Below are 26,490 nucleotides of genomic sequence, written 5' to 3' on the forward strand. Positions count from 1 at the left end.
TGGACCTGGTCCAGCCGAGCCCGGCATTCTCATCAGCCGCGCCCAGGCCGGGCCCAGTCCCCAGGTGGCGCCGGCGACCGCGGCCGCGAGGGCGATGAGGACGACGGCGTAGATGAGGTGGCAGTCGGCGAACGGGTTGGTCGACATGCGCGCCGAGCCGTCGGAGAGCTGCTTGGCGGGTGGACACTCGGCGATCCACATCAGCGCCGTCATGGCCGTGCCGGCGAGCGCCGCGAGCCGCAGGCCGATGCCCGCGACCTGGACGAGGCCCTTGGTCGGCGTTACGCCTTCGATGTCCCGCGTCGCTGACGCCCGTCGGAGGGGCGGCTGGGTCCGGCAAGCGGGCCGAACGGCCCTCCGCCCGGGGCCCTGTCGGCAGCGGTCAGCCGTTCCACGCCCAGTCGGCGACCTCCGGCAGGTCGGTGCCGTGCTCGCGGATCCAGGTGTCGTGACGCTGACGCGCGTCCTGCATCCGCTGGCGCACGGCCGCGGCACGCACCGCGAGACCCGGGACGCGGTCGATGACGTCCATGACGAGCCGGTAACGGTCCATGTCGTTGCGGACCACCATGTCGAACGGCGTGGTCGTGGTCCCGATCTCCTTGTAGCCGCGCACGTGCAGGTTCTTGTGTCCGGTGCGGCGGTAGGCCAGGCGGTGGATCAGCCACGGGTAGCCGTGGTAGGCGAAGATCACCGGCTTGTCCGGGGTGAACAGCCCGTCGTACTCGAAGTCGCTCATCCCGTGCGGATGTTCCTCGCTGGGCAGCAGCCGGGCGATGTCGACGACATTGACCACCCGTACGGCCAGTTCGGGCAGGTGCCGACGCAGCAGCTGGGCAGCTGCCAGCACCTCCTGGGTGGGCACGTCACCCGCGCAGGCGAGCACCACGTCGGGCTCACCGCCGTTCTCCGTGCCGGCCCAGTCCCAGATGCCGGCGCCACGGGCGCAGTGGACCTTGGCCTGCTCCATGGACAGCCAGTCGAAGCAGGGCTGCTTGCCGGCGACGACGACGTTGACGTAGTCACGGCTGCGCAGCACGTGGTCGGCCACCGACAGCAGGGTGTTGGCGTCCGGCGGCAGGTAGACCCGTACCACCTCGGGACTCTTGTTGAGGATGTGGTCGACGAAGCCGGGGTCCTGGTGGGAGAAGCCGTTGTGGTCCTGCCGCCAGACGTGGGAGGTCAACAGGTAGTTGAGCGAGGCGATGGGGGCGCGCCAGGACAGCCGCCGGGTGGTGCGCAGCCACTTGACGTGCTGGTTGACCATCGAGTCGACGATGTGCACGAACGCCTCGTAGCAGGAGAACAGCCCGTGGCGGCCGGTCAGCAGGTAACCCTCCAGCCAGCCCTGGCAGGTGTGTTCGGAAAGGATCTCCATCACCCGGCCGTGCCGGTCGAGGTGTTCGTCCACGTCCAGGGTTTGCGCCTGCCACGCCTTGCCGCTGGTCGCGTATACGGCCTGGAGGCGGTTGGAGGCGGTCTCGTCGGGACCGACCAGCCGGAAGTCGCGCCGGTTGTCGGTGGCCCGCATGACGTCCTCCAGCATGTCGCCCAGGACGCGGGTGGGTTCGTGCAGCGTCGTGCCGGGCTTGTCGACGGGGACGGCGTACCGCTCCAGCGGCGGCATCGGCAGTTCCCGCAGCAGCACACCGCCGTTGGCGTGCGGGGTGGCGCCGAGCCTGTGGGCACCGTTGGGGATGCAGTCCAGCACCTGGGGGCGGGGGCTGCCCTGCCCGTCGAAGAGCTCCTCGGGCCGGTAGGAGCGCAGCCACGTCTCCAGCTGCCGCAGGTGTTCGGGGTTGTCCCGCACGGCTGCCAGCGGGACCTGGTGGGCGCGCCACGTGCCCTCGACAGGCAGGCCGTCGACCTCGGCCGGGCCGGTCCAGCCCTTCGGGGTGCGCAGCACGATCACCGGCCAGCGGGGGCGCTCGGTTGCGCCGTCCTCGCGGGCGGCGCGCTGGAAGGCGGCGATGCGGTCCAGTGCGGAGTCCATGGCCTCGGCCATCGCTCGGTGGACGGTGGCCGGGGCGTCGCCGGTGACGTGGATCGGGTCGTGGCCGTAGCCCCGGAGCAGTTCGTCGAGTTCGCTCTCGGGCAGCCGGGCGAGGACGGCGGGGTTGGCGATCTTGTAGCCGTTGAGGTGGAGGATCGGCAGGACGGCGCCGTCGTGGACGGGGTCGAGGAACTTGTTGGAGTGCCAGGACGCGGCCAGCGGGCCCGTCTCCGCCTCGCCGTCGCCGATCACGCAGGTGACCAGCAGGTCCGGGTTGTCGAGGGCCGCGCCGTACGCGTGCGAGAGGGAGTAGCCCAGTTCGCCGCCCTCGTGGATCGAGCCGGGCGTCTCCGGGGCCACGTGGCTCGGGACGCCGCCGGGGAACGAGAACTGCTTGAACAGGCGGGCCATGCCGTCGGCGTCCCGGGTGATGTCCGGGTACGTCTCGGTGTAGCTGCCCTCCAGCCAGGAGTTGGCGAGCACGGCCGGGCCCCCGTGGCCGGGCCCCCAGATGCACAGGGCGTCCACATCGCGGGCCTTGATGACGCGGTTGAGGTGGGTGTGCACCAGGTTGAGGCCCGGGGAGGTACCCCAGTGACCGAGGAGGCGCGGCTTGACGTGCTCGGGGCGCAACGGTTCGGTCAGCAGGGGGTTGGCCATGAGGTAGATCTGGCCGACGGCCAAGTAGTTCGCGGCGCGCCAGTGCGCGTCCAGAGCCTTGAGCTCCTCGTCGGTGAGTGCACCGGACGCCTGCTTCGTGTCGGCGGGCATATGGGGTTCCCTTCCAGGTCGGGGCGTCGGTCAAAGGGTGCGCAACGGTCCGCACCACTCCACTCTCCGCCTACCCACCGGCCCCCGACAGGGCCGACCGGGCCATCCCCCTGTGCCCACGGTCCTCATCCATCAGGTCGCCGGCACCAGCGCCACGGGACAGTGGGAGTGGTGCAACAGGGTGTGTGCGACCGGGCCGACGGGCGGCCCGAGCCGGCCCACGCGGCCTCGCGTGGCGATGACCACGACGCCGGCCTCGCGGCTGCCCGCCAGCAGGGCGTGGGCCGGGCCGTTGCGGACCGTGCGGCTGTCGACCTCGACCATGGGGTACGCCTCCCGCAGCCGGGCGAGGCTGAACCGCGGAACGTCCTGCTCTGCCCTGTCGTTCTGGGCCTGGCGCGCCTGGCCGGGGCTCGTCGCGGGTACCAGCGAGGGCAGTTCGGGCGTGGTGTGCCGGTGCGTCGAAGAGTGCACGACGCGCAGCCGGGCTCCGCGCCGCTCGGCCTCCTGGAAGGCATGAGCGGCTGCGGCCTCGTCGGCGTCGCTCTCCAGGCCGAGCAGCACCTCGCGCCGCTCATCGCAGGCGTGGTCCCCGCGGACGACCAGCAGCGGACCGTGCGTGTGCGCGGCCAGGCGCAGGCTCACCGACCCGGCGAGCATGCCGGTGACCCCGGCGAACCCCCGGGTACCCACGACGGTGAGGACCGCGCTCTCGCTCTCCCGGCCCAGCGCCCGCACGGCGCCGCCCTCCGCGGCCCGGGTCTCCGACGGCAGCCCGGGGTGGCGCTCGTGGACCCGCGCGGCGGCCGACGCCAGAATCGGCCCCGCCCCGTCGCGGCCGGCCACGGCGTAGACGATGCGCAACGCGGTGCCGCGGCGCACCGCTTCCTCGGCGGCCCAGTCCAACGATCTCGTACGCAGCGTCGAGGGCGCCGATGGCCGCCAGTCCCCCGGTGCGTTCGACGAACCGGGCGGCGGCCTCTGCTTTGGGGCCCATGGAGCCGTCGCAGCAGCCTGCGCGGCGCAGCTCGTCGGGGGTTGCGTCGAGGACGGGCCGCCGGTCGTGGATGCCGTAGCCGGCGTAGACGCACGGGACGTCGGTGAGGATGAGCAGGAAGTCGGCCTTGAGGTCCTCGGCGAGCAGAGCCGCTGTGAGGTCCTTGTCGACGACCGCCTCGACGCCGGTCAGTGCACCGCTGTCCTTGTCGGCGGTGACGGGGACACCTCCGCCGCCGGCACAGATGACCAGCGCGCCGCTGCCCAGGAGATCGTGGATGGTCTCGGTCTCCAGGATCCTTTCAGGCGATGGTGAGGGGACCACGCGGTGCCGGCCTCCGCCGTCCTCGGCGATGTGCCAGCCGTGCCGGCGGGCCAGGGACTGGGCGATCTTGCGGGAGTACACCTGGCCGACGAACTTCGTGGGTCGGCCGAAGCCGGGATCATCGGCCCGTACGAGGGTGTGCGTGACCAGCGCGGTGATCCGGCGCCCGGGCAGCACGTCGTACAGTGCGCGGGCCAGCAGCGAGCCGATCATCCCCTGTGTCTGGGCGCCGAGCAGGTCCAGTGGACAGGGCGTTCTCAGTGCCGGATCGGCAGCGCTCTCCGCGGCGAGCAGACCGATCTGCGGCCCGTTGCCATGGGTGACGACGATCTCGTGTTCCAAGGCGAGGCCGGCGATCGCAGTGACCACCCGGTCGATGTTCGCCGATTGAACATCCGCGTCGGGGCGTTCACCCCGGTGCAACAGTGCGTGACCGAAGGCGTTCAAGGCTCACTGGTGCACCGGGATCCGATCGGGTCGGCGGGGCGCCTCGGCTGCCCCCACACAGGTCGGTCGACGGGCTGCACAGTGCCGCAGCGTCCGCAGCGCCAGTGCGTCGAACACGGCACTGAGCACGAACGTGACCGCCGAGGAGAGCACCAGAAGAGACGCAAACAGCTTCCAGAACTCCGAGGTCAATGAAGTAGTCACACCGCGCACCCCTCTCTGCCAAGTCGTCTGTCGTCTTCATCGAACATCCAGGACTGTTGGGGCACAGGGTGCCGAAGGACCCGAACGCACGGCCGGTCGGCCCGGGCATGGGGCCGGGTGGCCCATCGCCCGGCCCAGCACATGGGCGCACGCTGGACGTGGCAGGTTCGTACGCCCGGACTGGAGGCATGTCATGAACGCTCCCGCCACAGCCAGCATGCTGCAGGCACTGCCCGCCGAGCACCGGCAGCGACTGACGCGCTTCGCCCGGGAGGTGTCGTTCCCCCAGGGAGCCCGCCTCTTCGAGGAGGGCTGCCGCGCCGACCGGTTCTGGATCATCCGCACCGGCAGCGTCGACCTCGACATGCGGGTGCCCGGCCGACGGGCCGTCGTCATCGAGACCCTCCGGCACAACGAACTCATCGGCTGGTCCTGGCTGTTCGCCCCGCACACCTGGCACCTGGGCGCCGAGGCGACCAGCCCGGTGCGCGCCTACGAATTCGACGCCGCCGCGATCCGCTCGATGTGCCAGGACGACCCCGCGCTCGGCGCGAGCGTCACCCAGTGGGTGGGCGACGTCCTCGCCCACCGCCTGCGCTCGACCCGCACCCGACTGCTCGACCTGTACGCCCCCTATGGCAGCGGCAGCCTCCAGTAACGACGGCGACGAATCGAAGCGACAACGCCTCGGGAGGCACGCTGCACGGCAGCCCCTCCTGAAGGGCGCGGGCCGCGTCGTCGGGTCGTTTCCGAGGCCGCGTTGCGGGGAGCGCCGCTGGTGGCGCTGCACGTCTGGAACACCTGGAGCGAGCGTGCCTACGAAGGCCCCGGCGACCCGCTGACCGCGGTAGCGGCGGACGCGGACGATCCCCGCGAGGCTGAACAGCATCTCCTGAACGAATCGGTTGCCTCCTGCCAGGGAACGTACCCACAGGTTGCGGTCGAGCGGAGGCTTGTTCCCTCCCGGATCCGCCCGGCTCTGATCGATGCCACACGGGATGCCCAGCTCGTGGTGGCCGGCGCCAGGGGCCGCGGTGGTTTCGCAGGGTTGCTGCTCGGTTCGGTCAGCCAGGCCCTCCTGCACCATGCCCACTGCCTCGTCACTGTCATCCGCGGCCCGGACTGAGCGAACGACCCGGCCGAACCGGCCCACCGGTCACAGGGTGTGAGCGTCACCCACTTGATCAGCGAGTGGGTCGATGCTGGTCTGACCAGCGCCGTCAGGGGCCGCCCGTCCTGCGGGTGCCATGATCACGCTGTCACGCGGCCGACCGGGGTGGCTGAAGGCGGACGCAGCAGCGACCGGAGCCGGGCGCCAGGCACGCTGGGATACCCTCCTCACCGGGTCCTTGAAGGACGCCGCAGAGCAGGTGAAGGTTCCACCACGGGCTCGCGGAGGGCTCGCTCGTCTGCTGCGTTCAGGATCTCCACTCCTCCAAAGAGTGCGTTCAGTCGTGCGCGACGACGGCGACGGGGGCGGTGGCGTGGTGCAGTACCGCGTGCGTGACGGAGCCGATATGAACGCCCAGCGGACTGCGGCGGCACCGGCGGCCCACGACGACCAGGGATGCCTCATGGGAGGCGTCGATGACGTGGTTGGCAGGGCTGCCGCACCGGGACTCACCGATCACCTCCACTTCCGGGTACTTCCGCCGCCAGGGGCGCAGCATTTCAGCCAGCTCGGCTGCGTCCTGTCGGCTCAGTTCGGCGTTGAGATCGGGGTCGGCGGGCAGGCCGTAGGCGAAGTAGGGCGGAAGGTTCCAGCCGTGCACGACCCTCAGCGTGGCAGCGCGGCGGGCGGCCTCCTCGAAGGCGAAAGCGATCACCGCGTCATCGGGGTGGCTGGTGTCGAGGCCGAGTACCACGGGCTGGTACGCGGTGGCGGCGGACGGGATTCCGGCGGGGTCCTTCTCGTGCTCGTCGGCGGCCTGTTCCTCGGCCCGCACGAGGCCGACGGGGGTGTCGGTGTGCGCGATCACGGCCATGCCCACGGACCCGACGAGGAATCCCCCGATCCCGCTCAGCCCGCGCGAGCCGAGGACCAGCAGCGCAGCGTCCTTCGACACCTCCGCCAGCGCGTCCGCCGCTCTGCCGGAAATCTGCTCCATCTTCACGTCCACGCCGGGGTGGCGCAGGCGGAGTCCCTCGGCCGTCTCGCGCGCAATCCTCCCCCAGCCTTCGGCCGGGGGGACCCCCATCTCGCTTCGCTCGCTCCAGTGCTGCTGCGTCTCGGCGCCCAGGAGCGGGGCCTGCGCCATGGGCTCCGGGACGGGTTCCCGGACATGCACCAGCCGCAGCGGCAGGCCGCGCAGCTTCGCCTCACGGGCCGCCCACTCGGCAGCCGCGCGGCTCTCCGGTGAGCCGTCGAGACCCACGGTGACGTTGCGGGACATGCTGTCCACCTCCTGAATCGGGGTTCCGATCCCAGGGTGGTGCCGGAGAAGGCCGGGGTGCAGAGACCACAGGTCCCCCGGTCCGGGGCCGACAGGCCCCATGGGCCGAGCGGTGTCTCTGCCGCCGAGCACCCGCGACGCCGTAGACGGCGACAAGCGGTGCACGCGGGCAGGGCCGTTGGGAGACCGTTGCGGCGCCGTCCGGCCCTCCGTCCGGGACGGCTCGTTGGGCCGATACGCCCGAGTCGGTGGGGCCGTTCGGCCCCGCTTCGCCCAGCACCGCGAAACGACGCCGAAACGCGGCCTGGCGCCTGATAGACAGAAGTCGGCCGCCCTCGTCGGACGCGGTCTCCTTCCCCCTCATCAGCCCTGCCCGGGAGGCTTCATGCTGTCCACAGAATCCGCCGCCGTGGTCCGTGCCACCCTGCCCGCCGTGGCCGGCGCGCTCGACGAGATCACGACACGCTTCTACGGCGCGATGTTCCACGACCGGCCGGAGCTGCTCGACGGGATGTTCAACCGCGGCAACCAGGCCAGCGGAGCACAGCGCCGCGCGCTGGCCGGATCGATCGCCGGATTCGCGACCGCGCTGCTCGAAACCCCTGACACCCGCCCCGACGTCCTGCTGGAGCGGATCACGCACAAGCACGCCGCGGTCGGCGTCACCGACGACCAGTACACGATCGTGCACAAGTACCTGTTCGGCGCGATAGCCGAGGTCCTGGGCGACGCGGTCACCCCGGAGGTGGCGGCCGCCTGGGACGAGGTGTACTGGCTGATGGCCGGCGCCCTGATCGGACGGGAGGCCCGCCTGTACCAGGACGCGGGCGTGGAACCCGGCCAGGTGTGGCGGCGGTGGACAGTCGTCGAGCGCCGCACCGAAACCCCGGACGTGGTGTCCTTCGTCCTCCGTCCGGCCGACGGTGAGCCGTCACCGCAGGCACGGGCGGGCCAGTACGTGAGCGTGCGGGTCCTGATGGCCGACGGAGTGCACCAGCTGCGCCAGTACAGCCTCTCCTCCGACCCGGGCGGACAGCTTCGGCGCATCACCGTCAAGCGGGTAGCCGGCACGGCCGACGCACCGAACGGCGAGGTCTCCACCCTCCTGCACGACCAGATCCACGAGGGCGACGACCTGACGCTCTCCGCTCCCTTCGGCGACGTCTTCCTCGACGACCCGGCCGACGCCACCACTCCGGTCATCCTTGTCTCAGCCGGCATCGGCGGCACCCCCATGACCAGCATCCTGGCCCATCTCACCGCTCTCGACTCGACTCGCCCGGTGCTGGTCCTGCACGCCGACCGCTCCCCCGCCGACCACGCCCTGCGCGCCGAAACGAGCCAGTTGGTCGAGCAACTGCCGGGCGCACGCGCGGTCTTCTGGTATGAGCAGCCCGGCGCGGAGGAACCCAACTCCCGCGAGGGCCTGATGAACCTCGACGGCATCGATCTGCCCGAGAGCGCCAAGGTGTTCCTGTGCGGCCCTCTGCCGTTCATGCGCGACGTCCGCGCACAGCTGATGGGCGCCGGGATTCCGGCACAGCGCATCCGCTACGAGGTCTTCGGCCCCGACCTGTGGCTGCCCGGCCCGGCGGCCTGAACCTCGAACGTCCCACCGCACTTCCAGGAGGAACCGACATGACCAAGAACGACTCCCTGGCCACCACTGCCAGCGTGCTGCTGCGTTCGGATGGCGAAGTGGACGAGGAGACTTTGGCATACGCCCGCACGAAGATCGACGCCGTCCTGAGCCGGCCGGGGCTGCCCGCCGTCACCGGCGAGGTGCACATCACGAGAGCCTCGGCCCACCACGCGGACCGTCCCTGGTCGGCGACGGCAGCCCTGCACCTCGGACAGCGTGAGGTTGTCGTGCTCGCCGAGGGGGCCACCGGCCGGGAGGTCGTCGACCAGCTCCAGGACCGGCTGCGCCGCCAGACCGACAAGGCCGTACACGCCGGACACGACGACCGTCGGGCGGTGGCCCCGCCGTGGCGCGGCGGCTCCGCAACCGCTCGTCCCGCCGCAGGCAGCGGCAGCGCAACACACTCCCACCCGGCGCACTGATGTGGTGCGGTTCCCGATCAACAGGCGAGAACGAGGAGTTGTGTGATGGCTAAGGCATATCTGGTGGGCAGCGGCATCGCGGCACTGGCCGCGGCAACGTTCCTGATCCGCGACGGCGGCTTCGAGGGATCCGACATCCACCTCTTCGAGGAACAGCGGAACGTCGGCGGCAGCCTGGACGCGGGCGGCACGGCCGACGCCGGCTACACCATGCGCGGCGGGCGGATGTTCGAGGCCGAGTTCCGCTGCACCTATGACCTGCTGTCCACCATTCCCACCCTCGACGACCCCTCGGTTTCCGTGACTCAGGAGATCCTGGGCGGACACCAGGAGTCCGCCTGGGACGACATCGCACGGCTCGTCGACGGGGACGGAAAGATCGTCGACACCACGTCGATGGGTTTCTCCGAGCGCGACCGGCTGGAGCTGATCCGCTGCCTGGCAACCCCCGAAGGACACCTGGACGGCAAGCGGATCACCGACTGCTTCGGCGAGCACTTCTTCACCACGAACTTCTGGTTCATGTGGTGCACCACGTTCGCCTTCCAGCCCTGGCACAGCGCCATCGAGTTCCGCCGCTACCTCAGGCGCTTCATCCACCTCTTCCCCGAGTTCGCCACCATGTCGGGCATCCACCGCACCCGCTACAACCAGTACGACTCCATCGTGCGGCCTCTCACCGCCTGGCTGCGCGGACGAGGCGTCACCATCCACACCGGAGCCCACGTCACCGACCTCGGCCTCGCGCCGGGCCGCCGGAGTACGAGGGTCGAGCAGATCTACCTGTCCCGTAGCGGCCGTGACGAGAAGATCGGGGTAGCCCCCGAAGACCTGGTCCTGGTCACCAACGGCTCCATGACCGACGCCTCCAGCCTCGGCTCGCACACCTGCGCACCGCCCCCGCCTCCCCATCGCTCGGACGCCTGGCTCCTCTGGCACCGGCTGTCCCGGGGACGCGACGACTTCGGCAACCCGGCCGTCTTCGACAAGTGCGTCAAGGAATCGCGCTGGGAGTCGTTCACGGTCACCGCGAAGGATCCCGCCTTCCTCGACACGCTGGCGAAGTTCAGCGGCCGCGAGACCGGCCGGGGCGGCCTGATGACCTTCACGGACTCCAACTGGCTGCTCACCCTCGTCGCCCAGCGCCAGCCCGTCTACCGCGACCAGCCCGAAGGCGTCTCGGTCTGGTGGGGCTACGGCCTTTTCCCCGACCGCTCCGGCAACCACACACCCAAGCCCATGACGATGTGCTCCGGCCGGGAGATCCTCGAAGAGGTCCTGCACCACCTGCACTTCGAAGAGCCTGTGGCGGCACGTGTCCTGGAGACCTCCACCGTCGTGCCCTGCGTGATGCCCTACATCACCAGCCAGTTCCTGGCTCGCCGCCGCGACGACCGGCCCAAAGTCGTGCCCGCCGGATCGGTCAACCTCGCCTTCATCGGGCAGTTCGCCGAGGTGCCCGACGACGTCGTGTTCACCGTCGAGTACTCCGTACGCACCGCCTGGACAGCGGTGGCCCAACTCCTCAAGCTCGACAAGCACCCGCCCGCCGTCCACAAGGGCCACCACGACCCCCACGTCCTGGCCACCGCGCTGGAGACCATGCACCGCCGATAACCCGAGGCGTGATCAGCCAACCCTTCCCGAGCACAGCGCGCCACCCCGCCGCCATCCTCCCTGTCGGCGACACCGGCGCAGTCGTCTGATGCGGAATTGCAAAATTTCGCAATTGGTTAGATGCTGTGTTGGTTGTGTATGCAGGTAGCCGCGAGCACAGCCGTTCGCGTCCCGCCCCTCGGGGTGGGGTTAGCAGGGGAAGCCGAGGAGTCGTGTCCGTTCCGCTGTACCAGGCCAAGGCCGAGTTCTTCCGGATGCTGGGGCATCCTGTGCGGATACGGGTGCTGGAGCTGCTCCAGGAGCAACCGATGCGGGTGCGGGACCTGCTCGCGGCCATCGAGGTGGAGCCCGCCAGCCTGTCGCAGCAGCTGGCGGTGCTGCGCCGCTCGGGCATCGTCACCGCGACCCGCGAGGGCTCGACCGTGGTCTACGAGCTGGCCGGCGGGGACGTGGCCGACCTGATGCAGGCCGCACGTCGGATCTTGACGGAGATGCTGACCGGACGGAACGAGTTGCTGGCCGAGTTGCGGGAAGGCGAGGTCGCCGCGCGATGACCTCGCAGATGAGCCGGGTCTGGGCCCGGATCGCTTCGCTGCTGCCCACTCGTGCCGACCTGACGGAGATGCGGCGCGACCCGCGCCGGGATCTACTGGCCGGGCTGACCGTGGCCATCGTGGCGCTGCCGCTCGCCCTCGGCTTCGGCGTCTCCTCCGGCCTGGGCGCGGAGGCGGGCCTGGCGACCGCGGTCGTCGCGGGTGCGCTCGCCGCGGTGTTCGGGGGGTCGAATCTGCAGGTGTCGGGGCCGACCGGTGCCATGACGGTGGTTCTTGTGCCCATCGTGGGCGAGTACGGGCCCACGGGCGTCCTGACGGTCGGTCTGATGGCCGGACTGATCCTCATGGCGCTGGCCGTACTCAAGGCCGGCCGTTACATGCAGTACATTCCGGCCCCCGTGGTCGAGGGCTTCACCCTCGGCATCGCCTGCGTGATCGGCCTGCAGCAGGTCCCGAACGCACTCGGCGTACCCAAACCTGAGGGTGACCGGGTGCTGGTCGTGACCTGGCGGGCGATCGAGGAGTTCACGAAGTCCCCGAACTGGACCGCGCTCGGCTTCACCGTCGCCGTTGCTGCGGTCATGCTGGTCGGGGCGCGGTGGCGGCCGACTGTTCCGTTCTCCATCCTGGCCGTGATCGCGGCGACGGTGGTCGCGCAGGCCGTCGGGCTGGACGCGGCGAAGCCGATCGGCGACCTGCCGGCCGGGCTGCCCGCGCCCTCGCTGTCCTTCCTGGACATCGGCTCCCTGGGGACGCTCATGGCCCCGGCCGTGGCGGTCTCCGCCCTGGCCGCCCTGGAGTCCCTGCTGTCCGCCTCGGTCGCCGACGGCATGACGGTCGGCCAACGGCACGACCCGGACCGCGAGTTGTTCGGCCAGGGTCTGGCGAACATCGCCGCCCCGCTGTTCGGCGGGGTTCCGGCGACCGGCGCGATCGCGCGCACCGCGGTCAACGTCCGCACCGGCGCGAGCTCCCGGATCGCCGCCCTCACCCATGCGGCGGTCCTCGCCGTGATCGTCTTCGCGGCGGCGCCTCTGGTCTCGAAGATCCCGCTCGCCGCGCTGGCGGGCGTGCTGCTGGCCACGGCCGTCCGCATGGTCGAGGTCGGCTCGCTGAGGGCCATGGCGAAGGCCACCCGCTCGGACGCGCTGATCCTCGTCCTGACCGCTGTCGCGACCCTGGCCCTGGACCTCGTGTACGCCGTCATCATCGGCCTCGCTGTCTCAGGCGCGCTCGCGCTGCGTGCCGTTGCCAAGCAGGCCCGCTTCGACCAGGTGCCGCTCGACCGAGGTGACCACAGCGCCGAGGAACACGCGCTGCTGGCCGAGCACATCGTGGCCTACCGCATCGACGGGCCGCTGTTCTTCGCCGCCGCCCACCGCTTCCTGCTGGAGCTGACGGAGGTCGCCGACGTCCGCGTCGTGATCCTGCGGATGTCCCGGGTGTCGACGATGGACGCCACCGGGGCCCTGGTCCTGAAGGACGCGGTGGAGAAGCTGCGGCGTCGCGGCATCACGGTCCTCGCCTCCGGGGTGCGCGCCGGGCATCGGCAGGTCCTGGACTCCGTCGGCGCGCTGGAGCTGCTGCGCCATGAGGGTGGGGAGTACGCCACCACCCCCGAGGCGATCCGGGCCGCCCGCGGTCACCTGGAGGCGGCCGGAGTCCTCCACGCCGTTCCCGCCCAGAATCCCCGAGCCTCCAGCATCTCCAGCATCTCCAGCGAGGAAACCTTGCGATGAGCGCTCCCTCCGTACCCCTCCGTGTGGTCGGGGTCTCCGGTGCGGAGGCGCTGCGGCTGGTTGAGGGCAGCATCGGCCGACCGGTGCGGCCGGAAGCGGGACCTGACCATGATCCGGTCCGCCCGGCCCGTGTGGAATACGGCCGCTTGGCCGTGCGTACACGTGCCCCGGCCGCCGCGGTGCCCGCGAGGGCGATGTACCACCTGGACGAGATCCGCGGCGTGCGCGGCACCGGCACGACGGTCACCGTCTCTGGCCCCGCCGCGATGATCACAGACCCCGACGAGACCGCCCGCCCCCACTGCCTCAAGGGCATGAGAGGTGCCCCCATCCGGCGCACCCCGACTACCTGGGCCGACGGCCCGCACGACACCCTGCTGCGCCGGCGCCCCAAAACCGACACCGGTTTGCGCCTTACCCGCGCGGAGGTGTGATGGCCACGCAGCTCGAAGCCCTGCCCTACCGGCACGTGCTCACGCTGCCCACCGAACCGTCCGCCGTACGGACGGCACGCGAGACGGCTGAGCAGGCCCTGGTCGAATGGCGGGTAGGGATGCGTCACCCCACGGTGGGCCCGGCCCTGCTGATCCTCAGCGAGCTGGTCACCAACAGCGTCCGCCATGCCGCGGCCCTCTCCCCGACGATGACCGTGATCTACGCGGCGGGCCCGGACTGTCTGGCCTTCGCCGTCCATGACCGCCACCCCTACCAGCCCGCGCTGTATACGGCGTTCACCGATTCCGGCACCGGCGGTCTGGCCACCGTCATGGAGCTCACCCTCGGCCTGGGCGGCACGGCGGTGGTCCGCGCGGATGCAGACGGCAAAGGCAAGAGCATCTGGATCACCCTGCCCCTCTGACCGATCGGCACGCATACGACCTGCCACCCGCACAAGGGAGCACACCCTCATGACCATCAACTGGCGCTACACCGTCGAGGAGAACCTCGGCATCCTCTCTGTCGCGGGATACCTCGGCCCGGACGCGGTGCACCGCTTCACCGGCGCCATCGGCTGGGCCCTGGCCCGCGGCACCGGACCGGTGATCGTCGAGCTGACCCAGCTGCGCAGCTGGTCGGCCGAAGGACAAGTAGCGATCGCTGAAGCCGCGCGCCGTCTGACGGAGGCCGGCCGCAGCCTGGAGTTGGCCGCCATCCCCGCCGACGGCTCCCTCGTCCCGACCGGAGACGGCCTGCCGATCCCGGTGCACCCCGACCTGGCCGCCGCGCTCGCCGCGCACGGCCCGGGAATCGGAGAGCACGTCGAGGGCCGCCACGAGTGGCGCACCACCGGATGGCCCGGCGAAAACCCGCCGGGCACCTGACCCCGTCGGCTCACCCCAGGGCGAAGGCCCCGTCGCCGTCCCGCACGGGCACGACAGACGGCGCAGGTGTCCGCCGCGGTGGCGATCGCCATGTCCTCGACGAACCCCGGCGCGGTCAGTTACCGGCCGAAGACACCGGCGGCGACCGTGTGCGCAAGATCAGCGGTGCCCTCATAGCTCACTTTCGCGGCGGCGGCCTCCGCGGCGATCACGGCGATCACGGCGATCACGGCGACGGGACGGCCGGCCGTGCCGTAACCGTGGGAGGTGAGCCGGCCGCCGACCGCGGAGACGTTGCGTAGACAGGCGGCGACCAGCCGGGCGGCATCGCGGCGAAGATGACGGCGCGGTTGCAGGAGGGCAGAACCAGGCGGACGACGAAGGGCGCCGCTCGCAGATGGTGCGGGGAGAGGGACCAGGGGCTGGAGGGCGTGACGGCGGCGCGGTGGACGGCCGGCCGCGCACCCGACTGACGGGCGGAGGCCGCGGCGGCCTTCTCCGATACCGGCCTTCTCGATACCGGCCTGCTCGGCAGTGGAGACGGGCTGCTGCGGCCACCAGAGGGAAGCGACGGTCAGCTGCGTCCGGCGTCCTCGCTTTCCTGCATGGACCGGTCGGCGAAATACAGCTCAAGCATCCGAACATGGCCGCACAGCGGGATTCCATCACTCGGTCCGACGGCAATGTCGCTGCACTTGAGGCGGCAGACGGGGCACTTGAGCCAGGCGACGCCAGTGCCGCGCAGCGCGGTGAGCCTCACGTCACCTTCCTCACACGACCTCAGGAATTGCTAATCTTGGCAATTCCTGAGGTCGTCTTGGTGGATGCGGCGATCCGGCTCCTCCATGTGGGTTCGGCATGGCCGGTGCCGCACGCGAGGATGGGCCACATGTTGTCGACAAGTGGGTGGATGCGATGCGCCGAGGCCCGGCCGGAGGGGCCGTGCTGTCGGGCCGGGGAGGCGACGGCACGATGAGTACGCCGCTGTACCAACTGAAGGCCGAGTTCTTCAAGACCCTCGGCCACCCGGCCCGCATCCGCATCCTGGAGCTGCTGAGCGAGCGCGAGCACGCGGTAGCCGAGATGTTGCCCGAAGTGGGCATCGAACCCGCCCACCTTTCCCAGCAGCTCGCCGTACTGCGGCGCGCGAACCTGGTGGTGACCCGCAAGGAAGGCTCGACCGTCTACTACTCGATGACCAGCCCGCACGTCGCCGAGCTCCTCCGGGTCGCCCGAACCATCCTGTCCGGCGTCCTGGCCGGCCAGGCCGAGCTGCTCGCCGACCTACAGGCCGCTCAAGGGGAGGCGAAGCCGCCGTCGTAGCGACCGCGCTGGATCGGCGGCCGTCTCCCGGGAGAGTTGACAACGCTCCGTGTGCCGGGAGGCGGCCGCCTTCACCCGTCCCCGGCGGCACCCTCGTACTGGACAGCGAGGGACTGGCCAAGGCCGTCCTCCGCGGTCACCTTGGTGGAAGTCGTCCACCCGCGGATCAACCGCCCGGCCCTGGGGTGGCCCCTCTCCCGCCTCGTCGTCGAACCGGTCCGGTCACCGAACCCATCGCCCGCCACGCCGCCGCCCTCCTCGCCGGCGCCGGCCTGCACGCCCACAAGTACGCCACCGACGCCATGCTCAGCGCCACCGCCCTCAAGATCGCGTTCGGCCGCGTGGGCGGTGCGGAATTCGAGGACCGTGGGTGTGGCTGGGGCGCCGTTGACGACCACCGCGCCGATGCGCGGATCGGTGCCTGGCGGAAGGGATGCCGGTTCGTCTGTGCGGAGAGTGGCCTGGTGTCAGGGGGTGGCGCTGCCCGCGACCCACTCGCTCCACGACATGTTCCAATCGCTGAGACCGTTGTCGGGGGCCAGCGTGGTCTTGTCCGCGGAGTTCTTGACGATCACGACGTCGCCGATCATCGAGTGGTCGAAGAACCACGCGGCGGGTTGCCTGCTGTCGCCGCCACCCCTGACGTCCTTCAGGCCTACGCAGCCGTGGCTGGTGTTGACCTTGCCGAAGACCGAGTCGGTACCCCAGTAGTTGCCATGGATGAACGTGCCCGAGTCGGTCAGGCGCATGGCGTGCGGTACGGCCTTGATGTCGTACGAGGGCTTGCCGTCCTTCTCCGTGAGGCCGACGCTCGCACCGTTCATATGGGTGTGGCTGAACTTCTCGGAGATCACCATCTGACCGTTGTACGTCGGGTGCTCGGCGCTGCCCGCCGAGATCGGGATGGTCTTGAGCGTCTTGCCGTCCCGGACGACGGTCAGCTGCTTCGTCTTCGCGTCGACGGTGCTGATCTGGCTCCGGCCGATCCTGAACGTGACCGTCTTCTGGATGCCGTGGCGGTTGAGCGTGACGGTGACGATGGAGCCGGGCTTCCAGTAATTCTTGGGGCGGAAGTCCAGGCGGTGGTCGTTGAACCAGTGACCGACGACCCACTGGCCGCTGCTGGAGCTGACCTGGATCTCCGACTGCACGGCGGCCTTGTCGCTGACCGCGTTGTTGAAATTGACCGTCACAGGCATGGCCACGCCGACGGTCGAGCCGTCCTCGGGGGAAAGGTGCCCGACGAAGTCGTTGGCCGGGGAGACCGTGGTGATCGTGGCGTTACCGGTCACGGAGCGGCCCTTGGCGTCCTCGGCCTCTGCGGTGATCTGATACTTGGTGGCACGCTCCAGCCGGCTGGTGGGCTTCCAGGAGACACCGTCCGCGGACAGGGTGCCCGGCAGCTCGGCACCGGTCGCGACGGCGGTCATGGTCACCTTGGTGAGCTTGCCCTTGCTGACGGTGACGCTGACCGGTCCGTTGATCCCGACGTCGTAGGCGCCTTGCCCGGGCGTTATCTCTATTCGGGCGTCGGAGGCTTCCTGGGCGTCCGCCTGACTTACCCGCGCCTGAGACTTCGCGGGGCTCCCGGCATCGTTGCCGCCGACGGCAGCGTTGCTCGTACCGCCGAGGGCCGTGACTGCGAGTACGCCGCCGAGTACGCCGGCCGTAGTCACCAGTCCGGTGCGTCGTTTACACAGCGCGATCAAACACTTCTCCAACCACTGGTCTTTTGCATCCCTGCGCTGATCGCCGAAGGAGTGCAACCAGCTTTACCATCACTTATAGACATGCCTCTGTCCATAAATGGGTAAATAGTGGCGAACACCACCCATTGCCGGATGCGTCGTGTCGGATGCGTCGCCGAGATCCCCGACCTGAATCCGGGCAGCCGCACGACGTGTTCGGCCGCGTACGTCCCGTACACGGACAGGCCCCTCCTCCTCCATACATGGAGGACCTGCTGGGCCGGGCGGCATGGGCGAGGTCTGCTTGGCGGAATCAAACCGTCCAACGTGATGGTGACGCAGCGCGGGGCGGTCCGGGTGCTGGACTTCGGCATCGCACATGCGGAGAGGGCGTGGTCTCACCTGAGCCCGGAAGCCTGCGGCCCGGACTGCCGGCCGGGCTCGACGGCCTGATCGTCCGCCTGCTGGAGGCGGAGCCCGCTGAACGCAGCAGCCGTGGAGCAGGTACAGCACCGGCCACCGCCGGAGCAGCCGCACCTTGGCGGTACGGCCCAACGCCGGCGACGCGACGGTCAGATCGATCCGGCGAGGGCCGACCTTCTCCTCTGCCACGACCCGGGCGCCGCCCTCCCTCTTCTTGCCGCCGACGGCGGCGGTCGCGGGCAGGACTGCCATACGTACGGATCGCCGCGGTAGGCAGGATTCCAGCGGTGGTCGAGTGCGCGTTCGCTACCGTGTCGGTCCATGACAGTCCTGATCATCGGGGGCAGTGGTTTCCTGGGCGCCGAGCTGATCCGGCAGGCCACCGCGGCGGGGCTCGAGACGTCCGCGACGTTTGCGTCCCGGCCCGGCACGACCGCGGGGGTGTCCTGGCATCCGCTCGACATCCGCGACGCTGCGCGCGTCGCCACGGTGGTCGCGGACGTGGCCCCGTCGGTCGTGGTCAACGCGTCGAGCGGCGGGGCCGACTGGGCGGTGACCGCCGACGGCGCCGTCCGCGTGGCACTGGCCGCCGCCGAGCGGGGCTGCCGCCTGGTCCATGTCTCCAGCGACGCGGTGTTCTCCGGCGCGCGCGTCCGCTACGACGAGAGCTGCCTGCCCGATCCGCTCACCCCGTACGGCGCCGCGAAGGCCGCCGCCGAGACGGCGGTGCGACTGCTGATGCCGACCGCCGCCGTCGCCCGGACTTCGCTGATCGTCGGACATGGCCGGTCCGTGCACGAGCGCACCGTGCACGCTCTGGCGGACGGCACCCGCGAGGGGGTCTTGTTCACCGACGACATCCGCTGCCCCGTCCATGTCGAGGACCTGGCCGCCGCGTTGTGGGAGATCGCGCTGTCCGACGCGGCGGGGATGTTCCATCTCGCCGGGCCGGACGCCCTGAGCCGCCACGACCTCGGCGTGCTGATCGCCCGGCGCGACGGCCTCGACGACGCGCGGCTGCCTGCCGGGCGACGAGCCGACACCTCCCTGCCCGGGGCCCTCGACGTACGCCTCGACAGCGGCGCGACGCAGCAGCGGTTGCGGACGCGGCTGCGCGGCGCCCGCACGTTCCTGCGCTGAGGCCGCGGCGACCAACGCGTTCGCAGGTGTGGCAGAGGAAGTGGCTGAGGAAGTGGCAGAGGATGTCGAGAAGGCCTGCCGGGCCCGGTGCCCCAAGCGCCGTCCGGGTGTGACCGCTTGCACCCGACTCGACCGGGCACAGATTGTCGGGTCCGGCCCGATGCCTGCCGCCTAGCGTGGTGATCACAAGCAAGGAAGGAGACCGGACGTGCTGGAGCGGCTCAACAAGGCCATGGCGCACATCGAGCGGGAGCTCGATCAGACCGTCGACGTGGCCGGGCTGGCGCGGATCGCAGCCACCTCGGAGTACCACCTGCGCCGGATGTTCTCCGCGCTCGCGGGCATGCCGCTGTCGGAGTACATACGGCGTCGTCGGCTCACCGTCGCGGGCGCCGAGGTGCTCGCAGGGCGTGAGTCGCTGTTGGAGATCGCGGTGCGTTACGGCTAGGGCTCGGGCGAGGCGTTCGCCCGGGCGTTTCGCGCCATGCACGGTGTCGGGCCGGGCGAGGCCAGGCGCACCGGCGCCGCGCTCGTCTCCCAGCCCCGGTTGACCTTCCGCCTCACTGTGGAAGGAAGCAGCAGCATGCGCTATCGCGTAGTGGACAGGCCGGAGTTCAACGTCGTCGGCCTCAAGGCCCGGGTGCCCTTGGTGCACGTGGGGCCGAACCAGGCGATCATCGACTTCGTCCGCGGGATCGACCCGCAGGTCCTGGAGCACCTGAGGAAACTGTCGGACCAGGAGCCGCACGGCATGGTGGCGGTCTGTGACGACCTGGACCCTAGCCGGGCCGAGGGCACCGAACTCGACTACTACCAGGGGGTGATCACGTCAGCGGCTGCCCCCGACGGCACCGTGCTTCTCCCTGTCCCGGCCGGAACCTGGGCGGTCTTCACCACCTCCGGTCCGGCGCCGCAGGCCATCCAGGAGCTGTGGCGGGACGTGTTCACGGAGTGGTACCCGTCCAACCCGTACCGCAGCCGCCCCGGCCCGGAGATCCTGAGCACCCGCCTGTCGCCCGACAAACGCGAGGCCGACGCCGAACTGTGGCTTCCGGTGGAGCGGGAACAGGGCTGAGCACAGCACGCCGAACGCAGGGGCGGGGTGAACCGCGCTTCCGTGACGGGTACGGGGGTCGGCGGATCCGTTTGGTCTCATCTAGCCCGCGCGGTGCAGGCGGAAGCGGGGGGGGGAGGTTCGGCGCGGCCGGTGGCGAGGTCGGCCGCCATCGCGCCGGTCAGCGGGGCGAATTTCGCGCCGTGGCCGGAGCACGGGGAGGCGATCACGAACGGGCCGTGGCGGTCGACGACGAAGTCCTCGTCGGCGGTGATGGTGTAGAGGCAGCTCGCCTCGGCCACCGGGTCGGGCTCGAGGCCCGGGAGGCGGTCGCGTACGAAGCCGCTCACCCGGGCCCGCGAGGACGGGTCGACGACGCCGGTGCGGGTGCGGGCGGTGGTGGGGGTGCCGCGGTCGTGCTCGGCGACCTTGACGGTGGGGAGCGGGCCGCCGTCGCTGCCCGACGGGAGGCCGTACAGGTGCAGGTCGCCGTCCTAGATCAGGGTCGGCCACGGCACGGCGGGCTCTCGCTGCCGGAAGTGGAAGACCTGCTGCTGGGTCACCTCCAACTGCGGTAGAGAAAAGGGAAGTCCGAGTTCGGGCAGCCAGGGGCCGGCCGCGATCACGACCGTTTCGGCGACGATCTCGCGGCCGTCCTCGGTGCGCAGGAGCACCTGCTCCGGGGTGTCCTGGACGTCGATGCCCGTGACGCGTGTGCCGATGATCGCCTGCGCCCCGTGCTCGATCGCCCGTCGCACGCAGACCGCGACGGTCCGGTCGGCGTCGACGACGCCCGCCTCCGGGTGGTACAGCACCGGGCCCGTGATGCGGATGTACGGCCAGCGCTCCGAGGCCTCTTCCGGGGTGAGGAGTTCGTGGGGCACGTCGGCCGCGGCAAGGAGTTCCGCGATCGCACCCGGGTTGTGGTCCTCGCCCATGTCGAGGCCGCCGGTCGTGCGCAGCAAGGGAGTTGAGGCGTCGTCCTCCAGTTCGCGCCACAGCTCGTGCGCCTGCCCGGTGAGCCGTACGTAGAAGGGGTCGGCGTAGGCTCGTCGGAAGATCCGTGAGCTGCCGTGCGAACTGCCGTGTTTGTGGCCGATGTCGTAGGCCTCGATCAGCGTGACCTCATGGCCTCGCCGGGCCAGTTCCCAGGCGGTGGCCGCGCCCGTCAGCCCGGCGCCCACGACGGCGATCACAGACCCTCCCCGGCGATCGAGTTCGTGCCCGCGAGGGGGCGCGGGCCGTGGCAGTGAGCTCGATCGTAGGCCGAAGGGCCGGGCGCCGCCCCCGAGGAGGCGGAAACCCGGCCCGGACGTTTCCCGTCAGGACACGACGGCGGACGGTTCACCGGACGTCGGCTCGGACGAACCCCCCGCCCCCCGTTACCGTTTTCGCGGCTCCGCAATGGGGCCTCCGGCCTTCGGGTCCGGCATGACTTCCCCCCTTGTTGTTCATGATCCGGGGGTGGTGTCACCGGGCCCTCATGGCGGGCATGGACGAACGGCAGCAGCAAAACTGAGCAACTGCTGCCGTGAACGTTCTCGGGTCCTTCGGCGTCACAGCGGTAACCGACCCCGAGGGAGTCACCATGACCGCCGGACGTTCCCATGTTCGATTCGTGGCCACGGCCGCACTGCTCGGGGCCCTGCCGCTCGCGACCACGGCCTGCGGCTCCTCGACCGCTACGACCTCCGCCGACATCAAGGAGCCGGCGAGCGGCTGGGAGGAGCCTGCCTCGTACTCCTACACGCTGACGTCGAGCACCCAGGTCCTGGCGGGGACATTCCGGGTGACGGTGCACGACGGCGAGGTGACGGAGGTGGTCGGGCTCGACGAGGACAGCCGGCGGCAGGCGCGGGATCTGCCGGGCGAAGTACCCACCCTCGACAAGCTGTTGAAGACACTGCACCGGGCCCGCAGCGAGGACGCGGACACGGCCGAGGCGCAGTACGCCGCCGACGGGCACCCCGTGCGGATCTCCCTGGACTGGGACAAGAACGCCATCGACGACGAAGCCCTGTACACCATCAGCTCCTACGAACCGGCCTCCGGCCAGGCAGCTTCGTCCGGATCACCGAGCCCGACCACGACGGGCCGATGAGTCTCTGTGTGATCCGCGGTCAGAAATCACGCTACGAGGAGTTCGGCCCGGTGTGGCCCGGCATGACATGGAGGACTTCGCCGACTACAGGGCGATGCCGACGTACGTCGTGGCTCGCGACGCCCGGCACGCACGCTCGCCGCGAGCCCTGCCTTTGTGCAGACGGCGCTACTTTGCGGACACGCTCCAGGGGCGCGCGCCACCGGTGGTGAACGGTTCGAAGGACTGGCTGAATTGCCAGGTGTCCTGGGCGGTGCCGGAGCACGAATCCGAGCCGCCGGTGCCCGGGCAGCCGCCGTTGTCGCGCTGGAGCGCCCAGAACGAGAGCGTGTTGATCTTCTTTGCCTCGGCCCATTTCTCCACCGTGACCGCGTCCTGCGGGGTGAAGGTCTCCTCGGGTCCGAAGTCGTCGATGCCGGGCATCTCGATGACGCCGATCATGCTCCACAGCCTCGCGGAGCTCTTCTTCGGGTAGAGCGCGGCGAGTTGATCGTGCAGGCCGGCGGCGGCCGTCTCGGTGTCGGCCGCCATGTCGTGGGTGGCGCCGTCGTAGTAGTCGAACGTCATGAGGTTGACGACGTCCACCCGCGCGCCGTTGTCGACGGCGTTCTGCAGCAGGGCCAGGCCGTTGGCTTCGAGGCCGGTCGTGGAGGTCGGCAGGGTGTAGGAGAACTGGACGCTGCGGCCGGTGCGGCCGGCCCAGCGCTGGACCTCGGCGATCGCCTTGTTGCGGCGGTCGATGCCGGCGGCGTTGTCGATGGAGTCGCCCTCGACGTCGAGGTCGATCCGGGTGATGCCGTACGTCGTGACGAGGCTCTCGTACACCTTGGCGATGGCGTCGACGCTGGTGCAGCTGTCCGCCAGTTCGGTGCCGGTGGTGTCGGCGGACCAGCCGCCGAAGGACGGGATGGCGTTGCCGCCGCGCGCCTGGATCGTGGCGATGTCGCGGCCGAACGTGGTGCGTGCGATCGGCTGGTCGGTCTCGCCGTTCCAGTACGCGGTGCACGAGCCCGCCGTGGCCGTCTGGAGGAAGGCCAGGGTGAGGTACTTGTTGCCCGAGGCGGCGGCGAGTCGGGCCGGGCTCTCGCCGGTCCACGCCTCGAAGTAGGGCGCCGCCACATGGGGCGGCATGGGCCTGCCGAAGGACGGGAGGGAGTCCGGCGCGGCAAGCGCGTCTCCTCCTCCCAGTGCGACAAGCCCGGCGGACACGGCGGTCACGCTCAGACAGGACAGCAACGTACGAAGAGGACCAGGTCGTCTCACTGACGCTCCCATGGGGAAAAGGGCAGGCGGGGACAGCGGAAGGACAGAACCGCGGGGGTGTGAACAGTGACCCATAATTGGACTAGACCAGCTAACTGTCAAGGTTCTTTACAGTTAGCTGACCAAGCTCGGAGAGCCGCTCGCCCCAGCGGCCCATGCCCCTCCTGTCCCCCCGGTCCGGTTCGCCACAGACGCCCTGCGAAGTCGGCGCCGCCTCAGTGGTCCGCCCGGACCTCCGCCGCCCCTCGCACCGACACCTCGGGCGCGGGCGCATTCCGCCCTTTCGAATCTTTCCGGATATGGTTTTTCATATCCGGATATCGCCTCCCGGGGAGGTAGCACGGTGAATGCCCCTCAGAAGGCGGGACAGGCGCCCGCGCGGCCTTTGGGGGCTGTCGGATACGCGGGCGTGCTGCGCGAGCTGCTTCCGATCGCACTGTGGCGTGAGGACGCGGACGGCCGCATCGTCGAATGGTCGCTCGCCGCCCAGGATCTGCTCGGATTCCAGCCGCAGGACGTACTCGACCGGCCCGCGTCGACCCTGCTGGTCCCCGACGGCAACCGTGAACTGGCCGACCAGCTCACGCAACGCGTCCAGGGCGGGGAGACCGTCGTCGGCACCCTGTCGGTGCGCCACCGCGACGGCCATGAGGTCACCATGGAGATGTGGATCGTGCCGGCGTCCGACGCGCGGGGACGGCCCGGAGCACTGCTGATCGCCGTGGAGACGTCCCAGGTGCTGCGCATGCGGGATTCCCTGGCGGCCCTGGAAAGCCTCTTTCGTCAGTCCCCCATCGGTCTGGCCACCCTCGGCACCGATCTGCGCTTCCTGCGGGTCAACGACGCACTCGCCCGGATGAGCGGCGTCCCGGCCGCCGAGCATGTCGGACGGCGGTTGACGGAGGTCGTGCCCGGCGTCGACGCGGTGGCCCTGGAGTCGATGATGCGAGAGGTACTGGCCCGGGGCACGGCAATCGTCGACGTCCGCCGTTCCGGGCGGACTCCGGCGGACCCCCACCGTGAACGGACCTGGTCGTGTTCCTACGCGCCGCTGCTCGACGGCGCCGGCCGGACCCTGGGCCTGATCGCCTCCCTCATCGACATCACGGATAGCCAGCAGGCCGAACGCGACGCCCAACGCGCCCGCCGTCGTTTCGCACTGCTGGCGGAGGCCGGCACCCGGATCGGCACCACCTTGGACCTGCGGCAGACCTCCGAGGAGATCGTGCAGATGCTGGTGCCCCAGCTCGCGGACTCCGCCGACGTCCAGCTCCTCGAAGAGGTCATCGCACCCGACGAGTCCACTGCCGCCACCCACGGCGTGGTCCGGCGGATGGCCGCTCTCTTCCCCGATCCCGGCGCCCCCACGGCGAAGCTGGTCCCGGGCACGACATCCCGGATCGCACCCGGCTCCCTCTACGAACGCGTCATCGCCGACGGCCGTCCCACCAACCTCTACCGGTCCGACGTCCCGGCGCTGATCACCGATCCCCGCGCCGGCGACCTGCGCGCCTATCTCATGAGCCTGGGCTCCGCGAGACTGGTCCCGCTGGTCGCCCGGGGCAAGGTGCTCGGCGCGATGGTGGTGACGCGGCTGCGCAGCCGTGAGCCCTTCGACGAGCAGGACTGCGTGCTCGTCGACGAGCTGGCGGCGCGCGCCGCCCTGAACATCGACAACGCGCTCATGTACACCCGGCAGCGCGCGGCGGCCCTCACCCTGCAGCGCAGTCTGACCAACAGCGCGCTGCCCGCCGTCCCCGGCCTGGAGCTCACGGGACGGTACCTGCCCGCCAGCGAACACGACGTCGGCGGCGACTGGTTCGACGTCATCGCACTGCCCGCGGATCGAACCGCACTCGTCATCGGGGACGTCATGGGGCACGGCATCCGCGCCGCGGCCGTCATGGGCCAGCTCCGTGCGGCGGTGCGTACGCTCGCCCGGCACGGCATCGAGCCGGCCCACATGCTCCGCTCGCTGGACGCCGTCGTGGCCGACATGGGCGAGGACCAGATGGCGACCTGCGTCTACGCCGTCCACGATCCCGCCTCCGGCGGGTGCCTCGTCGCGCGCGCCGGTCACCCCCCGCCCGCGGTGGTGGCGCCGGGCGGGGCGATCAGCTTCCTCGACGGCTCGTCGGGGACCCCGCTGGGAACGGGAGGGCAGCAGTTCGGGACCGAGGTCGTCCCGCTGCCGGCGGGCAGCCTGCTCGTGCTGTACACCGACGGGCTCGTCGAAGCCCGCGGCAGGGACCTCGATCAGGGACTCGACCGGCTCGCACGGGCTCTGCGGCGCCCCGGTCAGCCGCTCGCCGCACTCTGCGACTGCGTCCTCGAGCAGATGCTGCCGCACCCCGCCCAGGACGACGTCGCGGTGCTGATGGCCCGACCGCAGTGACGTGCCGACGTGCCTGTCGAGCGGATTCGGGGTACCCGCACTTGCGGAGGTACCTCATGTTCGAGGCTGGCGATATCCGTGAATGGCGCGGTCACCACGTGGTCGACCCGCAGGGGCACAGGATCGGCGTCCTGGAGTCGGTCTACGTGGACACCGGCACCGACAGGCCCTGCTTCGCAACAGTGACCGTGGGTCTTCCCACGCGTCGCCGCCTGGTGTTCGTGCCACTTCACGGGGCGACCGTCGGCCCGGGTTATCTGAAGGTCGCCCACAGCAAGAACGCGGTGAAGAAGGCCCCGGCGATCGGCGTCGACGGCCAACTGCGCGCCCAGGACGAACCGAAGGTGTTCGCACACTACGAACTGGACTATGCGCCGGGCGCCGGCGGCGAGCGACGCCTAGCCCGCCGCTGAGGCGTCGAGGCCGTCGGGAGTACCCATGAGCCTGTTTCTGTTTCTGATCCTCGTGGCCCTCGTCCTGGGCATCATCGGGTTCGCGGTCCACGGGATGTTCTACCTGCTGATCATCGGCGCCCTCGTTCTCCTCGCCGATCTCATCTACGCCGCGATGCGGTTCCGCCGAGGCGGAAGAAAGCACCGCCTGGCCCGTTGACGGGCCTCGTCCCCGCCGGGCTTCGTCCCTGCCCGGCGACCGTCGCCGCCGCCGCGGCCGTCACCC

Annotated in this window: 22 protein-coding genes and 5 pseudogenes; 18 read left to right on the top strand and 9 right to left on the bottom strand. The window is 70.5% G+C overall.

Translation table 11 applies throughout. From position 1 onward, the window contains the following. Positions 1–33: 33 nt before the first annotated feature. The 4 genes and pseudogenes from ACZ5SK_RS07440 to ACZ5SK_RS07455 form a co-directional block, all read right to left on the bottom strand. Positions 34–270 (bottom strand): annotated as a pseudogene (locus tag ACZ5SK_RS07440) (hypothetical protein); the annotation flags it as partial. A 112-nt stretch (positions 271–382) separates the two neighbouring features. Further along, on the bottom strand, positions 383–2,764 hold the full coding sequence (locus ACZ5SK_RS07445; RefSeq protein WP_361702531.1) for a phosphoketolase family protein: 2,382 nt from the start codon (positions 2,762–2,764) through the stop codon (positions 383–385). 132 nt (positions 2,765–2,896) lie between these two features. Beyond that, positions 2,897–3,646 carry a universal stress protein gene (locus ACZ5SK_RS07450; RefSeq protein ID WP_457494892.1) on the bottom strand — a complete coding sequence of 250 codons (750 nt, stop codon included), beginning with the start codon at positions 3,644–3,646 and terminating at the stop codon, positions 2,897–2,899. A gap of 1 nt (position 3,647) precedes the next feature. Next, a pseudogene (locus ACZ5SK_RS07455) lies at positions 3,648–4,532 on the bottom strand (amino acid kinase family protein); the annotation flags it as partial. 397 nt (positions 4,533–4,929) lie between these two features. On the opposite strand from ACZ5SK_RS07455, the gene ACZ5SK_RS07460 reads away from it, so the two are divergent. Both ACZ5SK_RS07460 and ACZ5SK_RS07465 read left to right on the top strand, forming a co-directional pair. After that, positions 4,930–5,394, top strand: a complete 465-nt coding sequence (locus ACZ5SK_RS07460; protein ID WP_468158250.1) for a Crp/Fnr family transcriptional regulator — start codon at positions 4,930–4,932, stop codon at positions 5,392–5,394. Positions 5,395–5,514: 120 nt separating this feature from the next. After that, the gene (locus tag ACZ5SK_RS07465; RefSeq protein ID WP_468158248.1) at positions 5,515–5,862 is read left to right on the top strand and encodes a universal stress protein; all 348 of its coding nucleotides are present in this window, start codon (positions 5,515–5,517) and stop codon (positions 5,860–5,862) included. Positions 5,863–6,184: 322 nt separating this feature from the next. Here ACZ5SK_RS07465 and ACZ5SK_RS07470 read toward each other — a convergent pair whose 3' ends face one another. Next, positions 6,185–7,129, bottom strand: coding sequence for a universal stress protein (locus tag ACZ5SK_RS07470; protein WP_457494891.1), 945 nt, complete (start codon positions 7,127–7,129; stop codon positions 6,185–6,187). Positions 7,130–7,514: 385 nt separating this feature from the next. On the opposite strand from ACZ5SK_RS07470, the gene ACZ5SK_RS07475 reads away from it, so the two are divergent. The 8 genes from ACZ5SK_RS07475 (at position 7,515) to ACZ5SK_RS07510 (ending at position 14,425) form a co-directional block, all read left to right on the top strand. Then, positions 7,515–8,729 carry a globin domain-containing protein gene (locus ACZ5SK_RS07475; protein WP_457494890.1) on the top strand — a complete coding sequence of 405 codons (1,215 nt, stop codon included), beginning with the start codon at positions 7,515–7,517 and terminating at the stop codon, positions 8,727–8,729. A 38-nt stretch (positions 8,730–8,767) separates the two neighbouring features. After that, the gene (locus ACZ5SK_RS07480; RefSeq protein ID WP_457494889.1) at positions 8,768–9,193 is read left to right on the top strand and encodes a hypothetical protein; all 426 of its coding nucleotides are present in this window, start codon (positions 8,768–8,770) and stop codon (positions 9,191–9,193) included. 45 nt (positions 9,194–9,238) lie between these two features. Further along, complete coding sequence (locus tag ACZ5SK_RS07485) at positions 9,239–10,810, top strand: oleate hydratase (protein ID WP_468575515.1); 1,572 nt, start codon at positions 9,239–9,241, stop codon at positions 10,808–10,810. Positions 10,811–11,022: 212 nt separating this feature from the next. After that, complete coding sequence (locus ACZ5SK_RS07490; protein WP_334582135.1) at positions 11,023–11,364, top strand: ArsR/SmtB family transcription factor; 342 nt, start codon at positions 11,023–11,025, stop codon at positions 11,362–11,364. Further along, on the top strand, positions 11,361–13,103 hold the full coding sequence (locus ACZ5SK_RS07495) for a SulP family inorganic anion transporter (RefSeq protein WP_334582137.1): 1,743 nt from the start codon (positions 11,361–11,363) through the stop codon (positions 13,101–13,103). Before ACZ5SK_RS07490 ends, ACZ5SK_RS07495 begins: the two co-directional genes overlap by 4 nt. Beyond that, a complete protein-coding gene (locus tag ACZ5SK_RS07500) occupies positions 13,100–13,537 on the top strand; it encodes a pyridoxamine 5'-phosphate oxidase family protein (RefSeq protein WP_468418902.1) in 438 nt (145 codons plus the stop codon). The genes ACZ5SK_RS07495 and ACZ5SK_RS07500 overlap by 4 nt, the downstream gene beginning before the upstream one ends. Beyond that, on the top strand, positions 13,537–13,962 hold the full coding sequence (locus ACZ5SK_RS07505; RefSeq protein WP_334582139.1) for an ATP-binding protein: 426 nt from the start codon (positions 13,537–13,539) through the stop codon (positions 13,960–13,962). Before ACZ5SK_RS07500 ends, ACZ5SK_RS07505 begins: the two co-directional genes overlap by 1 nt. A 49-nt stretch (positions 13,963–14,011) precedes the next feature. Further along, positions 14,012–14,425 carry an anti-sigma factor antagonist gene (locus ACZ5SK_RS07510; protein ID WP_334582141.1) on the top strand — a complete coding sequence of 138 codons (414 nt, stop codon included), beginning with the start codon at positions 14,012–14,014 and terminating at the stop codon, positions 14,423–14,425. Between the two features lie 574 nt (positions 14,426–14,999). Here the strand turns inward: ACZ5SK_RS07510 and ACZ5SK_RS07515 are convergent. After that, the gene (locus ACZ5SK_RS07515) at positions 15,000–15,185 is read right to left on the bottom strand and encodes a hypothetical protein (RefSeq protein ID WP_334582142.1); all 186 of its coding nucleotides are present in this window, start codon (positions 15,183–15,185) and stop codon (positions 15,000–15,002) included. 212 nt (positions 15,186–15,397) lie between these two features. Here ACZ5SK_RS07515 and ACZ5SK_RS07520 point away from each other — a divergent pair, with 212 nt between their 5' ends. Both ACZ5SK_RS07520 and ACZ5SK_RS07525 read left to right on the top strand, forming a co-directional pair. Then, entirely contained in the window at positions 15,398–15,748 is a 351-nt protein-coding gene (locus tag ACZ5SK_RS07520; protein WP_107447194.1) for an ArsR/SmtB family transcription factor, read from the top strand. A 98-nt stretch (positions 15,749–15,846) separates the two neighbouring features. After that, positions 15,847–16,071 (top strand): annotated as a pseudogene (locus tag ACZ5SK_RS07525) (DNA-binding protein); the annotation flags it as partial. Positions 16,072–16,215: 144 nt separating this feature from the next. On the opposite strand, the gene ACZ5SK_RS07530 reads toward ACZ5SK_RS07525, so the two are convergent. After that, complete coding sequence (locus ACZ5SK_RS07530) at positions 16,216–17,457, bottom strand: L,D-transpeptidase (RefSeq protein WP_457494887.1); 1,242 nt, start codon at positions 17,455–17,457, stop codon at positions 16,216–16,218. Between the two features lie 723 nt (positions 17,458–18,180). On the opposite strand from ACZ5SK_RS07530, the gene ACZ5SK_RS07535 reads away from it, so the two are divergent. Together ACZ5SK_RS07535 and ACZ5SK_RS07540 are read left to right on the top strand one after the other, a co-directional pair. Beyond that, a complete protein-coding gene (locus tag ACZ5SK_RS07535) occupies positions 18,181–18,999 on the top strand; it encodes an SDR family oxidoreductase (protein WP_457494886.1) in 819 nt (272 codons plus the stop codon). Positions 19,000–19,207: 208 nt separating this feature from the next. Then, positions 19,208–20,074, top strand: a pseudogene (locus ACZ5SK_RS07540) (AraC family transcriptional regulator). Positions 20,075–20,151: 77 nt separating this feature from the next. On the opposite strand, the pseudogene ACZ5SK_RS07545 reads toward ACZ5SK_RS07540, so the two are convergent. Next, positions 20,152–21,249: pseudogene (locus ACZ5SK_RS07545) on the bottom strand (FAD-dependent oxidoreductase). A gap of 392 nt (positions 21,250–21,641) precedes the next feature. On the opposite strand from ACZ5SK_RS07545, the gene ACZ5SK_RS07550 reads away from it, so the two are divergent. Then, positions 21,642–22,154 (top strand): DUF6174 domain-containing protein, encoded by a 513-nt coding sequence (locus tag ACZ5SK_RS07550; RefSeq protein WP_457494884.1) that lies wholly within the window; start codon positions 21,642–21,644, stop codon positions 22,152–22,154. A 168-nt stretch (positions 22,155–22,322) separates the two neighbouring features. Here the strand turns inward: ACZ5SK_RS07550 and ACZ5SK_RS07555 are convergent, their stop codons facing one another. Beyond that, positions 22,323–23,372: a chitinase gene (locus ACZ5SK_RS07555; RefSeq protein WP_334582149.1), complete on the bottom strand. Its 1,050-nt coding sequence runs from the start codon at positions 23,370–23,372 to the stop codon at positions 22,323–22,325. Between the two features lie 388 nt (positions 23,373–23,760). On the opposite strand from ACZ5SK_RS07555, the gene ACZ5SK_RS07560 reads away from it, so the two are divergent. From ACZ5SK_RS07560 to ACZ5SK_RS07570, 3 genes are read left to right on the top strand one after another with little or no spacing between them, the layout of a single operon-like run. Further along, positions 23,761–25,812 (top strand): SpoIIE family protein phosphatase, encoded by a 2,052-nt coding sequence (locus ACZ5SK_RS07560; protein ID WP_334582150.1) that lies wholly within the window; start codon positions 23,761–23,763, stop codon positions 25,810–25,812. A 56-nt stretch (positions 25,813–25,868) separates the two neighbouring features. Continuing rightward, entirely contained in the window at positions 25,869–26,225 is a 357-nt protein-coding gene (locus tag ACZ5SK_RS07565; protein WP_334582151.1) for a PRC-barrel domain-containing protein, read from the top strand. Positions 26,226–26,250: 25 nt separating this feature from the next. Next, on the top strand, positions 26,251–26,424 hold the full coding sequence (locus ACZ5SK_RS07570) for a hypothetical protein (protein WP_334582153.1): 174 nt from the start codon (positions 26,251–26,253) through the stop codon (positions 26,422–26,424). Positions 26,425–26,490: the final 66 nt, after the last annotated feature.

The sequence above is a fragment of the Streptomyces sp. NPDC031474 genome, assembly GCF_055581185.1.

Coding starts and splice junctions, on each gene's coding strand:
- ACZ5SK_RS07535 (WP_457494886.1), top strand. CDS start 18,181: ATGACAGTCCTGATCATCGGGGGCAGTGGTTTCCTGGGCGCCGAGCTG.
- ACZ5SK_RS07475 (WP_457494890.1), top strand. CDS start 7,515: ATGCTGTCCACAGAATCCGCCGCCGTGGTCCGTGCCACCCTGCCCGCC.
- ACZ5SK_RS07470 (WP_457494891.1), bottom strand. CDS start 7,129: ATGTCCCGCAACGTCACCGTGGGTCTCGACGGCTCACCGGAGAGCCGC.
- ACZ5SK_RS07520 (WP_107447194.1), top strand. CDS start 15,398: ATGAGTACGCCGCTGTACCAACTGAAGGCCGAGTTCTTCAAGACCCTC.
- ACZ5SK_RS07495 (WP_334582137.1), top strand. CDS start 11,361: ATGACCTCGCAGATGAGCCGGGTCTGGGCCCGGATCGCTTCGCTGCTG.
- ACZ5SK_RS07485 (WP_468575515.1), top strand. CDS start 9,239: ATGGCTAAGGCATATCTGGTGGGCAGCGGCATCGCGGCACTGGCCGCG.
- ACZ5SK_RS07510 (WP_334582141.1), top strand. CDS start 14,012: ATGACCATCAACTGGCGCTACACCGTCGAGGAGAACCTCGGCATCCTC.
- ACZ5SK_RS07505 (WP_334582139.1), top strand. CDS start 13,537: ATGGCCACGCAGCTCGAAGCCCTGCCCTACCGGCACGTGCTCACGCTG.
- ACZ5SK_RS07565 (WP_334582151.1), top strand. CDS start 25,869: ATGTTCGAGGCTGGCGATATCCGTGAATGGCGCGGTCACCACGTGGTC.
- ACZ5SK_RS07570 (WP_334582153.1), top strand. CDS start 26,251: ATGAGCCTGTTTCTGTTTCTGATCCTCGTGGCCCTCGTCCTGGGCATC.
- ACZ5SK_RS07480 (WP_457494889.1), top strand. CDS start 8,768: ATGACCAAGAACGACTCCCTGGCCACCACTGCCAGCGTGCTGCTGCGT.
- ACZ5SK_RS07500 (WP_468418902.1), top strand. CDS start 13,100: ATGAGCGCTCCCTCCGTACCCCTCCGTGTGGTCGGGGTCTCCGGTGCG.
- ACZ5SK_RS07445 (WP_361702531.1), bottom strand. CDS start 2,764: ATGCCCGCCGACACGAAGCAGGCGTCCGGTGCACTCACCGACGAGGAG.
- ACZ5SK_RS07460 (WP_468158250.1), top strand. CDS start 4,930: ATGAACGCTCCCGCCACAGCCAGCATGCTGCAGGCACTGCCCGCCGAG.
- ACZ5SK_RS07550 (WP_457494884.1), top strand. CDS start 21,642: ATGACCGCCGGACGTTCCCATGTTCGATTCGTGGCCACGGCCGCACTG.